The sequence below is a fragment of the Arthrobacter sp. SLBN-112 genome, from assembly GCF_006715225.1.
Taxonomy (GTDB): domain Bacteria; phylum Actinomycetota; class Actinomycetes; order Actinomycetales; family Micrococcaceae; genus Arthrobacter.
Window position 1 is genome coordinate 3128197 of record NZ_VFMU01000001.1, and the last position, 12893, is coordinate 3141089.

12 protein-coding genes are annotated in these 12893 nt (G+C 66.2%); 5 read left to right on the top strand and 7 right to left on the bottom strand.

The genetic code is table 11. The annotated features are described in order from the left end of the window. Positions 1-13: 13 nt before the first annotated feature. Both FBY33_RS14400 and FBY33_RS14405 read left to right on the top strand, forming a co-directional pair. Positions 14-901: an SMP-30/gluconolactonase/LRE family protein gene (locus FBY33_RS14400; protein ID WP_142031148.1), complete on the top strand. Its 888-nt coding sequence runs from the start codon at positions 14-16 to the stop codon at positions 899-901. A 14-nt stretch (positions 902-915) separates the two neighbouring features. Next, positions 916-1947 carry an aldo/keto reductase gene (locus FBY33_RS14405; RefSeq protein WP_142031149.1) on the top strand — a complete coding sequence of 344 codons (1032 nt, stop codon included), beginning with the start codon at positions 916-918 and terminating at the stop codon, positions 1945-1947. Between the two features lie 24 nt (positions 1948-1971). Here the strand turns inward: FBY33_RS14405 and FBY33_RS14410 are convergent, their stop codons facing one another. The 5 genes from FBY33_RS14410 to FBY33_RS14430 all read right to left on the bottom strand — a co-directional run bounded on the left by FBY33_RS14410 (position 1972) and on the right by FBY33_RS14430 (position 7734). Then, a complete protein-coding gene (locus FBY33_RS14410) occupies positions 1972-2214 on the bottom strand; it encodes a hypothetical protein (protein WP_142031150.1) in 243 nt (80 codons plus the stop codon). A gap of 8 nt (positions 2215-2222) precedes the next feature. Beyond that, complete coding sequence (locus tag FBY33_RS14415; RefSeq protein WP_142031151.1) at positions 2223-3656, bottom strand: flotillin family protein; 1434 nt, start codon at positions 3654-3656, stop codon at positions 2223-2225. A gap of 193 nt (positions 3657-3849) precedes the next feature. Beyond that, entirely contained in the window at positions 3850-4149 is a 300-nt protein-coding gene (locus FBY33_RS14420) for a hypothetical protein (RefSeq protein WP_235010580.1), read from the bottom strand. Positions 4150-4263: 114 nt separating this feature from the next. Next, complete coding sequence (locus tag FBY33_RS14425; protein ID WP_142031153.1) at positions 4264-5127, bottom strand: SDR family NAD(P)-dependent oxidoreductase; 864 nt, start codon at positions 5125-5127, stop codon at positions 4264-4266. Positions 5128-5175: 48 nt separating this feature from the next. Continuing rightward, entirely contained in the window at positions 5176-7734 is a 2559-nt protein-coding gene (locus FBY33_RS14430; protein ID WP_142032893.1) for an excinuclease ABC subunit UvrA, read from the bottom strand. 207 nt (positions 7735-7941) lie between these two features. Between FBY33_RS14430 and FBY33_RS14435 the strand changes: the two genes are divergently transcribed. Next, positions 7942-8766, top strand: a complete 825-nt coding sequence (locus tag FBY33_RS14435) for a DUF1206 domain-containing protein (RefSeq protein WP_142031154.1) — start codon at positions 7942-7944, stop codon at positions 8764-8766. Here the strand turns inward: FBY33_RS14435 and FBY33_RS14440 are convergent. Beyond that, positions 8763-9590, bottom strand: a complete 828-nt coding sequence (locus FBY33_RS14440) for an MBL fold metallo-hydrolase (protein WP_235010581.1) — start codon at positions 9588-9590, stop codon at positions 8763-8765. The two genes, FBY33_RS14435 and FBY33_RS14440, sit on opposite strands and share 4 nt — an antisense overlap. A 230-nt stretch (positions 9591-9820) precedes the next feature. Here FBY33_RS14440 and FBY33_RS14445 point away from each other — a divergent pair, with 230 nt between their 5' ends. Next, entirely contained in the window at positions 9821-10564 is a 744-nt protein-coding gene (locus FBY33_RS14445; RefSeq protein WP_142031155.1) for an SGNH/GDSL hydrolase family protein, read from the top strand. Positions 10565-10598: 34 nt separating this feature from the next. Here the strand turns inward: FBY33_RS14445 and FBY33_RS14450 are convergent, their stop codons facing one another. Further along, on the bottom strand, positions 10599-11333 hold the full coding sequence (locus tag FBY33_RS14450) for an SCO1664 family protein (RefSeq protein WP_235010582.1): 735 nt from the start codon (positions 11331-11333) through the stop codon (positions 10599-10601). A 164-nt stretch (positions 11334-11497) separates the two neighbouring features. On the opposite strand from FBY33_RS14450, the gene FBY33_RS14455 reads away from it, so the two are divergent. Continuing rightward, positions 11498-12886: a sigma 54-interacting transcriptional regulator gene (locus FBY33_RS14455; protein WP_142031156.1), complete on the top strand. Its 1389-nt coding sequence runs from the start codon at positions 11498-11500 to the stop codon at positions 12884-12886. Positions 12887-12893 lie beyond the last annotated feature (7 nt).

Below are 12893 nucleotides of genomic sequence, written 5' to 3' on the forward strand. Positions count from 1 at the left end.
TAAGTTCGGACCCATGGAACTGACGACCGCCGGCCTGGAGTGCCTTTTTACGGGCTCCGTATGGGCGGAGGGACCTTTGTGGGTACCGTCGTCGCATACAGTGCGATGGAGTGACATCCCCAACAACCGCATCCTCGAGTTTGACCCGGCCACCGGGACCACCCGGGAATACGCAGTTGGCGTCGAGTTCACCAACGGCCGCACCCTGGATGATGACGGCAGCGTGGTGCAGTGCAGCCACGGCCTCCGCCGCGTGGAGCGCGACCGTGAAGGAACAGTAACCGGCCTGGTGGATTCCTTCCAGGGACGCAGGCTGAATTCACCCAACGACGTGGTGATTGCCCGTGACGGCAGCATCTGGTTCACCGACCCGCCGTACGGGATTCTTCCGGGGACAAAAGAAGGCCACGAAGGCGAGCAGGAATACGGCGGGTGCCATGTGTTCCGCTATGAGCCCGCCTCGGGATCAATGACGGCGGAAGTCACCGACCTGGTGCACCCCAACGGGCTCGCCTTCTCGCCTGACGAATCCGTCCTCTATGTCGCCGATACCGCCGGTTCCCGTTATGGCGTACCCCTGCGGATCGCCACCTACAGCGTGCATGAGGGCCGCTGCAGCCGCAGGACAGGGGCGCTGGAGTTGGAAGAGGGTTTTCCGGCTGACGGACTGCGGGTCGACGTCGAGGGCAGGATCTGGACCTCCGCCGGTCCGTCCATAAGGATCTACTCACCGTCCTTTGAGCTCCTGGACGCCGTTGCCGTGCCCGAAACCGTTTCGAACCTGTGCTTCGGCGGGTCTGACGGCCAGGACCTCTATGTCACGGCAACCACCAGCCTGTACCGGATCCGCACCACCACCAGGGACGCGGCCGGCCGAAGCTTTCCGCCTATCCACCACTGATTGCGAGGACAACCATGCAATATCGAACCCTGGGCCACAGCGGCACTGTCGTCACCAGCTATGCACTGGGCACCATGACCTTCGGCGCGGAGGCCACGGAGGAAGCTTCCCACGCCATCCTGGACAGCTACTTTGAAGCCGGCGGGAACTTCATCGACACCGCTGATGTCTACAGTGCTGGAGTCTCGGAAGAAATCATCGGCCGCTGGCTGGCCAACCGGCCCGAGGTGAGGGATAAAGCGGTGATCGCCACCAAGGGACGCTTTCCCATGGGGACGGCACCGAACGACGTCGGAACGTCCCGGCGGCGCCTGACCCGCGCCCTGGATAATTCCCTCCGCCGCCTTGGCGTGGAACAGATCGACCTGTACCAGATGCACGCGTGGGATCCGATCACGCCCCTGGAGGAAACGCTCCGTTTCCTGGATGACGCGGTGACCCGCGGAAAGATCGCCTACTACGGCTTCTCGAACTTCCTGGGTTGGCAACTCACCAAGGCCGTGCATGTGGCACGCAACCAGGGGTGGAACCCGCCCGTCAGCCTGCAGCCCCAGTACAGCCTGCTGGTCCGGGACATCGAATTCGAGATCGTCCCGGCGGCGCTTGATGCCGGCATCGGCCTGCTGCCATGGTCGCCCCTGGGCGGGGGCTGGCTGTCCGGCAAGTACAAGCGCGACCAGCACCCTTCCGGGGCAACACGCCTCGGCGAAAACCCCGAACGTGGCATGGAGGCCTGGAAGGCGCGCAACGGGAACCCGCGGACGTGGGCTGTCATCGACGCTGTCCAGGACATCGCGGACGCCCACGGCGTGAGCCCGTCCCAGGTGGCCCTGGCCTGGCTGGCGGACCGCCCTGCCGTGACGTCCGTGATCCTGGGGGCCCGGACCACGCAACAGCTCGCCGACAACCTCGCCGCCGCTGAACTGCAGCTCGATGCCGATGAAGTTGACAGGCTCACCTTGGCCAGCCAGCCGGAGACGGGCGTTTATCCCTATGGGCCGATGGCGCAGGAGCAGCGCAGCCGCAAAATGGAGGGCGGCCGGTAGCTCCTTCCAAGAAGGGGGGAGGGCCTACTCCGGGTGCTTCAGCACGTCCGGAAGCTCGTCCACATACACCGTTTGTGGCGGCTCGAAGTAGATCACCAGCACCTCAGTACCCGCCGGGAACACGCTGGTTTTGTCGTACGGGTGGGCATGGAATGCCATGATGCCGCCCAGGTAGGGCAACATGACTTCGCCGATGGTGCCCGGGCCGATGCGCCCGGTCACCCGGCCGATCTTCCCGGTCAGGCTCCGGTCAACGTCCTTGTGCACCGGCAGCCCTACGCACCCGGTGCCTTGGATGGATGCTTGGTGTCCTCGCCTTTTCGGAGCGCGGACGCGAGGGCAGGCAGGTAGTCGCCCGCCTGCGCCAGGATGCCGCCCAGCATCTTGTTGACGCCCTCGCCGCCGTTGAGGACGGTCATGTTGCCCACGTGGGAGAAAGGCTCAGCTGCTGCGGCGATGATGGCGGGCATGTTCTCGGCAAGCTGCTGGGAGATGACCGCGTCCTGGTTGGTGCCCAGCGCCTCGGCCCGGGCCTTGATGCCGTCCGCCTCGGCCAGGGCCTTGGCCTTGATGGCGGACGCCGCGGCGTCGCCCTTGGCCCTGGTTGCTGCGGCTTCGGCCTCGCCGGTCACCTTCGTCGCGCCAGCCGCCGCGGCAGCGGCGGTGGCATTCGCCTGGGCCTGCAGTTCCGTGCGCCGGGCGTTCGCCTGGGCCTCAAGCTCGGTGCGGCGCGCCAGCGCCTCGGCGGCGCTGATGTCCGCCGCCTTTTGGCCTTCAGCGTCGGTGCGCTTGGCGTACGCTTTCGCGTCAGCAGGCTTCCGGATGCTCGTCTGCAGCTTTTGCTCCTCACGGTCCGCCTCAAGCTTGGCAACTTCGGTTTCCTGGACCACCACCTGCTGCCGTGCTGTGGCCTCGGCCAGAGGCCCGGCCTGGGCGGCGTTTGCCCTGGCGCGTTCGGCGTTGGCCTGCGCCACAGACTGCCGGATTGCCGAAACGCTCTGGGCGTCCGCGATCAGGGCCGCCGCTTCCGCCTCCTTCTCCGCCGCTTCCCGGTTGCGGGTGGCCTCGGCAATCCGCGCCTCCATCTTCACCTGGGCAATATGCGGCTTTGCGATGTTCTGGATGTAGCCGGTGGGGTCCTGCAGGTCCTTGATCTGGAGCGAATCCACCACCAGGCCCAGCTTTTCCATTTCCACGCCGCTGGCGCTGCGGACCTGCGACCCCAGCTTGTCCCGTTCCCGGATGATCTCCTCCACGGTCATGCTGCCGATAATGGAGCGGAGGTGACCTTCAAAGACGTTGTATACCTGGCTCTGCATTTTGGGCTGCTGGCCCAGGAACCGGCGGGCGGCATTGGCAATGAAGGGAGGGGCATCGCCGATCTTGTAAATGACGACCCCCTCGACAATGACCTGGATGCCCTGCGAGGTGACGCAGGAAACCTTGAGTTCGGTTTCATTCAATGTGAGTGACAATGGCCGCACGGTCTGGAGGCCGGGGAGGACCAGGGCGCCTTTGCCGGTCACAATCTTGAAGTCCATTCCTGCCCTGGTTTCCAGGGTTCCCCTGGTCAGTCCGGAGATGATCAGTGCCTCGTTGGGTTCTGCCACCTTCCACATCAGCTTTGTTGCCACCCAGATAAAAACAATGGCAACCAGCACGCCCAAGATAATGGCAATCAGCGGGAAGAACGGTGCAAAGTCCGGCATGGCCAGGTCCTTTCAATGCCGTGAAGAATGCCTCACGGTAAAACCCCAATAAATGCAGCCGTCCATTTACGCGGGCATTGAAAGCGCAGACAATTCGGGCGCGGTGGCCAACTGTTGTAGACAGTCTGATGTGCCCCCGGCCAAGAGTCCAGAGCGGGACAGATATTTGCCTGCAGCAACGAAAAAGGACTGATCAGCGGCGGTTCAGAAAGCCCGAACCCATAGCAAGGAGTGCTTCCACTTCCGCCAAGCGGTGGGCCTCAAAGACGCGGTCTGCATTGGAACGTGTGCTGGCAAGGAATGGTATTGGCAGGCTGGCGTTGCACCCCCTGCAGCGGATCTCATCGGTCCAGACCCAGTTGTAGGCCACGTGACGTTCCAGGACGCTTTGCATGGTGGCGGCTATGGCGGTGGCGATAACGTCGGCTGCGGGCCCGAAACGCGCCGAATCCCCGGTGCTGCAGATGGACCCAACCTCAATATCGATGCTCATGGTGCCTCTTCCCGCGATCCGGATGGTGCTGTCGAGCATAGTGTGTTCCGCGTCACAACCCTGCATCGACAAGGTCTCGGTTACCTAACGGAGGCCGGTGGAGGGTCGCCCCCATCAGGGCTGCGGGTCCGGATGCACCACGGTGACCTGCAGCGGCATCCTGTTTGTCCTGCGCAGGCGTCCGCCCAGTATGTTCCGTAACCCGTGGGTCACCAGGCGCCTTTTAGTCAGGAACCGGAATTCCCCGGCGTCGGATGTCACAAGATCCACGATGGGCCGTGCCGCCTGCCCGGCGCTCTGTCCCCACAGTCCCACCACCACCTGCAGGGCCCCGAGGCGGTGCTCGAACCCCGCCTGGGATGCCACCCGCCCCAGGAGGTCCGTCTCCACCAGTCCGGGATTCATAGCGTGCACCCGGACTCCTGTACCTTTGGTTTCCAGCCGCAGCGTTTCCGTGAACTGGCGGACCCACCGCTTGCTTGATGCATACGCGTTCTGCAGCGCCACGGGTCCCCGGTCACCCTGGCCATAGAGGTTCACCAGGTCACCGTGGCCTTGTGCCAGGAACACCGGCAGGGCCACCCTGGCCCCGTGGAATGTGCCCAGGATGTTGGTCCGCACCACACGTGTGAAGTCATCCACGGGCGTTGACGCGGTGGGCCCGTAGACCCCCGATGTGCCGGCGTTGTTGATCCAGATGTCCAGCGTCCCGCGGCTGATGGCCTCGTCCCGGAGTGCTTCCACGTCGGCGAGGTCGCCGGTGTCGCAGCGCCTCCCGGACGCCGCGATGCCCTCAGCACGCAGACGTTCGACGGCGGCAGCAACGGCGTCGTCCGATCTTGCTCCCAGCACTACGGCCGCACCGCGCAGGCCCAGCTCCCGGGCCATGGCGAACCCAAGGCCACGGCTTGAGCCGGTCACCACCGCCACGCGGCCGCTAAGCACGTCGTGTGGAAGCACCGTCCGGGGGGAACGCATTCCTCTGTCCTACGCCCGCGCACGAGCGGGGGCAAGAGCCCAAAGCCGCTACCCTTCCGCCCCGGCGTAACGGTCCCGGAGGGCGGCGGCCAGGTAGGGGGCGGTGCGGCTGCTGCGGGAACCCGCGACGGCGGCCGGGCTGCCGGCGGCGACGAGCTTACCGCCGGCGTCGCCACCGGCGGGCCCCAGGTCCATCACCCAGTCCGCCCCGGCCACCACGTCCATGGCGTGTTCCACGACGATCACCGTGTTGCCGGCGTCCACCAGGCGGTTGAGCTGGGCCATCAACAGTTCGACGTCGGCCGGGTGGAGTCCCGTGGTGGGTTCGTCCAGCAGGTAGAGCGTGTGGCCGCGCCGGGCCCGCTGCAGTTCAGTGGCCAGCTTGATCCGCTGCGCCTCACCGCCGGAAAGCTCGGTGGCCGGCTGGCCCAGCCGGAGGTAGCCCAGGCCCACTTCCTGGAGGGTCTGCAGGGAACGCGCCGCGGCGGGAACCCCTGCCAGGAAACCGGCTGCGGCATCGACCGTCATTCCCAGCACCTCCGCAATGTTCCTGCCCTGGTAGGTGACCTCCAGGGTGTCCGGGTTGTAGCGCGATCCGTTGCATTCCGGGCAGGGACCGTAGCTTCCGGGAAGGAAGAGCAGCTCCACGGCCACGAAGCCCTCGCCCTGGCACGTCTCGCACCGTCCGCCGGCCACGTTGAAGGAAAAGCGCCCGGGGCCGAAACCCCGGCTCCTGGCGGCATCGGTGGCAGCGAACTCCTTGCGGACCGCATCGAAGAGCCCCGTATATGTGGCCAGGTTGGAGCGGGGTGTGCGCCCGATCGGTTTCTGGTCCACCGTGACTGCGCGGTCGATCCGCTCCAGGCCGGCAATGTGCCCCACACTGCCCGGGCCGCCGTCCTCGTCGATCCCAACGCCCGGCTCTTCACGTGGCTCCCGGCTGTCATCGCTGGCCCGCCGGGAGGTGCCGGCAACGTCCGCGAGGACCTTGCTCACCAGCGTGGACTTACCGGACCCTGATACGCCCGTGACGGCCGTCAGGACACCGAGCGGAAAGGCCACGTCCAGGTTCCGCAGGTTGTGGCGGCTGATGCCGCGCAGTTCCAGCCACCCGGCGGCCTCCCGCGCCGCACCCATGCCGCTCCCGCCGTCGGCCATGACCCCTGCTGAATCCCTGGGGAACAGGAACGGCCGTGTCACTGACCCTGGCACAGCGTCGAGGCCCTGGACGGGCCCGCTGTACAGCACCTGCCCGCCGTCCTCGCCGGCGCGGGGACCCACATCCACGAGCCAGTCGGCGCGGCGGACCACGTCCATGTTGTGCTCCACCACGAACACGGAATTTCCTGATGCCTTCAACTGGTCCAGGACCGCAAGGAGGGGTTCGGCATCCGCGGGGTGCAGGCCGGCTGACGGTTCGTCCAGCACGTAGATCACGCCGAACAGCCCGGACCGGAGCTGGGTGGCAATCCGGAGGCGCTGCATTTCGCCCGGCGAGAGTGTCGGCGTGGCCCGGCCTAGCGCCAGGTACCCAAGGCCAAGGTCAAGCAGGACGTTGATGCGGTGCAGCAGGTCGCGGGTAATGGCCACGGCCACTTTATTGGATTCGGAGGACTGCTTCCGCGACGCGGTGCCTGCCGTGGCCAGCAGGGTTGTGGGGCGGATGATCTCCGCCAGTTCTGTCATGGGCACGGCATTGAGTCCGGCAATGGTCTGCCCGGCGAAGGTCACCGCAAGGGCCTCGGGCCGAAGCCCGGTACCATCGCACCGCGGGCACGGTCCCGTCTCCATGAAGCGCAGCACCTTCTCCCGCATGGCAGGGCTTTTGGAGTCAAGGAGGGTGTGCATGACGTAGCTCCTGGCGCTCCAGAACCGGCCCTTGTACGGTTTGGCCACGCGGTCCCGCTGCGGCGTCACTTCCACCACGGGCTGGTCCTCGGTAAAAAGGATCCAGTCCCGCTGTTCGCGGGGCAACTGCTGCCAGGGAACGTCGACGTCGTAGCCCAGGTGGGTCAGGATGTCGCGCAGGTTCTTGCCTTGCCAGGCGCCGGGCCAGGCGGCGATCGCGCCGTCACGAATGCTGAGGGACGTGTCCGGCACCAGTGATGCTTCGGTGACCGCGTGGGCCGTTCCCAGGCCGTGGCATTCGGGGCAGGCGCCTGCCGCGGTGTTGGGGGAGAAGGCATCCGAATCCAGTGGGGCAGCGCCGTCCGGGTAGCTGCCTGCGCGGGAGAACAGCATGCGCAGCGAATTGGAGAGCGTGGTCACGGTCCCCACGGTGGACCTTGAGGTGGCGGTGCCGCGCCGCTGTTGGAGTGCGACGGCGGGCGGCAAACCGCTGATCTGCTCCACCTTGGGGTTGTGGCCCTGCTGGATCAGCCGGCGGGCATAGGGCGCCACCGATTCGAAAAAGCGGCGCTGCGCCTCGGCGTAGATGGTGCCAAAGGCCAGCGACGACTTGCCCGAGCCCGAGACTCCGGTGAACGCCACAATCGCGTCCCGCGGCACGTCGACGCTGACGTTGCGCAGGTTGTTCTCACGGGCACCGCGCACCCGGACGAAGCCGTCTTCGCCCTGGCCGGCCAACTCTGCGGGCAGGCTCAACATGTCTGGGTTCAGGGCGGTCAGCTGGTCAACGTTCTGTTCGGCATGCACCGCTTCGACTCTAGTGGTGATCCGTCCGTGGCCCGAACTTTGCGGGATCTGTCGGGACGGCGCGGACGGATTTACACTGAATCATCCGGCGGGGCCGGCAGGCACGAGACCCCGCCTGGGGGACCGAGAGATCAACTGCATAAAGTGGAAGGGCCGGCCATGGGCAACGCGTCGCAGGGAGCGAACAGGGCAGTATCCGAGGCCGCATCGGCGAGCCGCAGCCCTGCGGTCCGTGTTCTGGCCCGTGCCGGATTTGTCTTCATCGGCCTGGTCCACATCCTGATCGGCGTCATCGCATTGCAGCTGGACAGGGGCCAGGGCGGTGAAGCCGACCAGTCCGGAGCAATCGGAACCCTGGCGTCCAAACCTGGCGGCGGGATCCTGCTCTGGGTGGGAGCTGTTGCCTGCGCTGCGCTTGCCCTGTGGATGCTAAGCGAGGCCGTTTTTGGGGCCCGCTCCGAGACTGATTCCAAGAAGAAGCTGAAAAAGGCTGCCAGTGCCGTGGGCAAAGCTGTTGTCTTCGGTGTCCTGGCCTTCACCTTTGCCGTCTTTGCCTCCGGCGGCAGCAAGAACTCCAGCCAGTCCGCCAGCGATTTCACGGCAAAGCTCATGGGAGCGCCCTCAGGGGTGGTGCTTTTGATCGCGGTGGGGCTGGCGATCATCGGCGCCGGCGGCTATTACGCCTATCGCGGCATCACACGGAAATTCATGAAAGACCTGCAGGACCCCGGCAATGCCCGCACAGCCGTGGAGTGGATTGGAACCATCGGCTACGCCGCCAAGGGCGTGGTGCTCGCCGTCGTCGGTGTGCTGATTATCGTGGCCGCCGCAACCGCCGATCCGTCCAAGTCCTCCGGCCTGGATGGCGGGCTGAAGACCCTCGGCGCGCAGCCGTATGGAGTGTTTCTCCTGGGCGCCATTGCCGCAGGGCTTATTTGTTACGGCGTGTATTCCATGGCCCGGGCACGCTACGGAAAGTTTTAGCCTGCACCCTTGAGCCCGGTGCGGCGGGTTCGCCGGGATGCGCGTGAACCTGTTCGCGGCTGGCCGGTCACACTGCTTGCCGCCTGGGCCAGCGGGATGCGCAAGGCAGGCCCATGGCCCGGCAGGACAACGGCGGCGTCGACGCCGGCAAGGTTCCGCAGGGCAGCATGCGCTGCGTCCGGATCTGAGTGATACATGGAATGCAGCATCTGCGGACCGGAGGTGCGGCTGATCGGGTGGCCGCTGACAAACGAATCACCGACGGCGATGGCGCCGGCTTCCGGAAGCAGGATTGCCGCATTGCCGGGCGTATGTCCCGGCAGGGAGATGGCCACAGGCCGGCCGGGCAGGGCCCGGAGTGTGGCAGCGTCCCACGCCTCCGCGCGCGTGGCGGGCCTTGACGCCAAGGCGCCCGCCCTGATGGCGTGCACCATCCAGCGGAACACACGCGGCCGCCAGGCCCGGATGAGGACCTGTCCCAGGGTGACCTGGTGCTTTTCCTTCCCCTGGACGTGTGCCAACTCGCCGCGGGCGCACAGGACCGGGGTTCCAAAGGACTCGGAGAAGAAGGCCGCGGAGCCCGTATGGTCCACGTGGCCGTGCGTAACCAGCAGGGCCATGGCGTGCGCGGGTTCCAGGCCCAGGTAGCGGAGTGAGGCAAGGACGTGTCGGCGGTCACCGGGATAACCGCTGTCAATGAGGATGAACCCCTTTCCGTCCCGGACCACCATCCAGTTGGAGGCCGGCCCTTCAGCGAAATAGACGCCGGGTGCCTGCTCGGAAAGGCTGGTTGCGGGGTCCCACCCGATGGTTTGCGGCCGCACAGGTTAAGCGTAGCCCGCAGGCAACCGCGTAAAGCGGATGCCGGATCGCACGCGCACCGGGTACCTAACGCCCCTAAAGTTCCTGTGCAGTGGCTGTGCATCCTTTGATCCTGGTCACCTTGGCCCTACAGTATTCCCACCATTGCCTACGATGGGACACGGACAGAGGACGGATAGGCGGCGCGCAGCCGCCGCCGGCCCGCGACGATTTGCAGGCAGGAGGTGGACCGATGCATCACGGCGTGCTGCCGCAGGGCCATCCCGTGCACCGGCATCCCGGCCGGGTAATGGCTGCGGGTGCGGTTGGCCTGGTCCTGGCCGTAACGTCAGGGAGTACGGCCCAGACACAGCCACCGGTCACGGCGGCACCTCCGGTCCGCGTTGTGGTTGTGGGGGACTCGTTGAGTACCGGCCACGGCACGTCGCCGCAGCAGGCGTGGCCGGCGTTATTGCGCAAAGACCCGCTGGGCGCAGGCCTGGAGGTGGTTAATGCCGCCGAGAACGGCAGCGGTTACCTCAGCACCGGTGACCTTGACGGTACTTTCGGCACCGAGGTTGAAAGCTTCGTGACCCCGGATACTGGCATCGTTGTCTTTTTCGGGTCGGAGAATGACCTGGGCCGTGCGCCCGCAGATATTGGTGACGCTGCCTTGGCGGCGATGGACCGTGCCGAGGCCCTGGCCCCGGCAGCGAAGCTCATTGTGGTGGGGCCGCCGTCGTACTCTGAAATCCCCGATCCCGCCCTGGTGGACATCAGCGACCAGCTCAGGGCCGCTGCCCGGCAGGCGGGCGGTGAGTTCGTCGACCCCATCGCCGAGGGCTGGATCAGCAATGATTTTGACGATCTCATCGGCCCGGACGGTGACCACCCCACCGTGCTGGGACAGCACTACCTGCTGGAGCACATCGGCGCCCACCTAGAACAGGCGGCCCCTGCGGCAGCCGCAGCGCAAGGACGTCCGGACGCCCAGTGAGGGTGCCGGTGCACGCTGCTTGGACCAAAATGATTCACACCAAGGGCCAGGGGTAGCGCATGCCGGTGTGGTCAACCGGAAGTACTTTGTCCTGAAGCACCCGCTGGACGCGGCGCTGGAGTGCTGCCACTTCGGCATGGTCGAGCAGTGCACCTACATCGGCGGGCACCGTGGTGGCCAGCGGACTGATGTCCTCGAGCAGGTTGTCCGGAATGGGGTCACCCGCGAAGTCCCAGATCACGGTGCGCAGTTTGAACGCGGCGGAAAAGCACAGTCCGTGGTCGATGCCCCAGATGCGGGCGTCAGTGCCACGCAGCACATGCCCGCTTTTCCGGTCCGTATTGTTCGCCACGTAGTCGAACAGTGCGATGCGGGCGAGTTCGGCGTGGGTCCCGGGGGAGTCCGCGTACAGCGTGAAGTAATGCTCCTGGAGGTCCCCCTCGATGAACCACTGCAGCGATCCCACCCCAAGCGGCGCGTCTGTGCGGACCACCGTAGGCGGTACCATTCCCCACCCCAATCCTTCGCTGAGCAGGTAGGCGGCGCGCTCCCGGCGGTACAGGCCGGCGTCGAAATCAGCGAGTGGGCGTTCCCCGGCTTCCGGCTTGTAGACCGCCCAAGCGGAATCGTCCGCGGAGGTAACATCCACCAGGAACGTGGCGTTGCTGCCGCTCATGATCCGGCCCAACAGCTCGACGCCGCCCTCATTAAGGAGGGTCAGCTCCCGCCCGGACACCGGATGCCCCGCGCGGCCGCGTTCCGTGGCCATCCACTCCATGCCAAGCCGTTAACTGTCACGCCCGCCTCCGTCCGCTCAGGGTTCCGACGTCGAAGCTGCAGTCATTAGCAACCAGCCTATGCCGGACAATGGCCGAACAGAGGAATCTGGAGGAAACTCTCGATTAGCTGCAGGGCGGGGCTTACCGTAGAGGGGTGACTGATCGCCCCGATATTTTTACCGTTGGTGAACTGCGTGCCGCAGGGTATGTCCACAAGGACCTGCGCCACGAGATCCGCGACAATCTCCTCGCCGCCCTGGCCGCGGGGCAGGACCCTTGGCCCGGTTTGTTCGGCTTCAGCCGGACGGTGATTCCACAGCTCGAGCGGGCCCTCATCGCTGGGCACGACATCGTCCTGCTCGGTGAGCGGGGACAGGGCAAGACCCGCCTGCTGCGAACCTTGGCCGGGCTGCTGGATGAGTGGTCTCCGGTCATCGAGGGCTCTGAGCTGAACGAGCACCCCTTCGAACCGATTACCGAACAGTCCCGTGCCCGGGTCCTGACCGAGGGCGACCGGCTGCGGGTTGCCTGGCGGCACCGGTCGGAGCGGTACGTGGAAAAGCTGGCCACGCCGGATACGTCGGTGGCCGACCTGGTGGGGGACGTGGATCCGATGCGGGTGGCCGAGGGCCGCCGCCTGGGGGACCCCGAGACCATCCACTACGGGCTCATTCCCCGCTCCAACCGCGGCATCATCGCCATCAACGAGCTGCCGGATCTTGCCGAGCGCATCCAGGTGGCGATGCTCAACGTCATGGAGGAACGGGACATCCAGATCCGCGGCTACGTGCTGCGGCTGCCGCTTGACGTGCTGGTTGTCGCGTCCGCCAACCCCGAGGACTACACCAACCGCGGCCGCATCATCACACCGCTGAAAGACCGCTTTGGTGCGGAGATCCGGACCCACTACCCGATTGAACTGGAGGACGAGGTCTCCGTCATCCTGCAGGAGGGCCGGCTGGTGGCGGACGTCCCGCCCTTCATCCTGGAGATCCTGGCCCGCTACACCCGCGCGTTGCGGCAGTCCCCGGCCATTAACCAGACTTCCGGCGTTTCCGCCCGGTTCGCCATCGCCGGGGCTGAGACCGTGGCCGCCGCCGCACTGCGCCGGGCAAGCCTGCGGGGCGAGGACCAGGCGGTGGCACGGATTATCGACCTCGAACCGGCCGTGGAAGTCCTGACAGGCAAAATCGAGTTCGAATCGGGCGAGGAAGGACGCGAACAGGGGGTCCTCGACCACCTCCTGCGCACCGCCACCGCCGAAGCTGTCAGGGCGCACTTCCAGGGCCTGGACATGGGTCCCCTCGTGGCCGCCCTCGACGGGCACCGGACCGTCACCACCGGGGAACAGGTGACCGCGCAGGAGTTCCTGGGCAACCTCCCGTCCCTGAACGGCTCGGGCCTCTACGACGAAATCGGCCGGCGCCTGGGCGCCACAAATGACGGACAGCTCGCAGCCGCCGTCGAACTGGCGCTGGAAGGCCTGTACCTCGGCCGGCGGATCTCCAAGGAATCCGACGACGAGGAAACCATCTACGGCTAGGCACAGG

Excerpts from the sequence above, each read along its gene's own strand:
- FBY33_RS14415 (WP_142031151.1), bottom strand. The coding sequence starts at position 3,656 with ATGCCGGACTTTGCACCGTTCTTCCCGCTGATTGCCATTATCTTGGGC.
- FBY33_RS14420 (WP_235010580.1), bottom strand. The coding sequence starts at position 4,149 with ATGAGCATCGATATTGAGGTTGGGTCCATCTGCAGCACCGGGGATTCG.
- FBY33_RS14425 (WP_142031153.1), bottom strand. The coding sequence starts at position 5,127 with ATGCGTTCCCCCCGGACGGTGCTTCCACACGACGTGCTTAGCGGCCGC.
- FBY33_RS14405 (WP_142031149.1), top strand. The coding sequence starts at position 916 with ATGCAATATCGAACCCTGGGCCACAGCGGCACTGTCGTCACCAGCTAT.
- FBY33_RS14445 (WP_142031155.1), top strand. The coding sequence starts at position 9,821 with ATGCATCACGGCGTGCTGCCGCAGGGCCATCCCGTGCACCGGCATCCC.
- FBY33_RS14400 (WP_142031148.1), top strand. The coding sequence starts at position 14 with ATGGAACTGACGACCGCCGGCCTGGAGTGCCTTTTTACGGGCTCCGTA.
- FBY33_RS14435 (WP_142031154.1), top strand. The coding sequence starts at position 7,942 with ATGGGCAACGCGTCGCAGGGAGCGAACAGGGCAGTATCCGAGGCCGCA.
- FBY33_RS14450 (WP_235010582.1), bottom strand. The coding sequence starts at position 11,333 with ATGGCCACGGAACGCGGCCGCGCGGGGCATCCGGTGTCCGGGCGGGAG.
- FBY33_RS14430 (WP_142032893.1), bottom strand. The coding sequence starts at position 7,734 with ATGTTGAGCCTGCCCGCAGAGTTGGCCGGCCAGGGCGAAGACGGCTTC.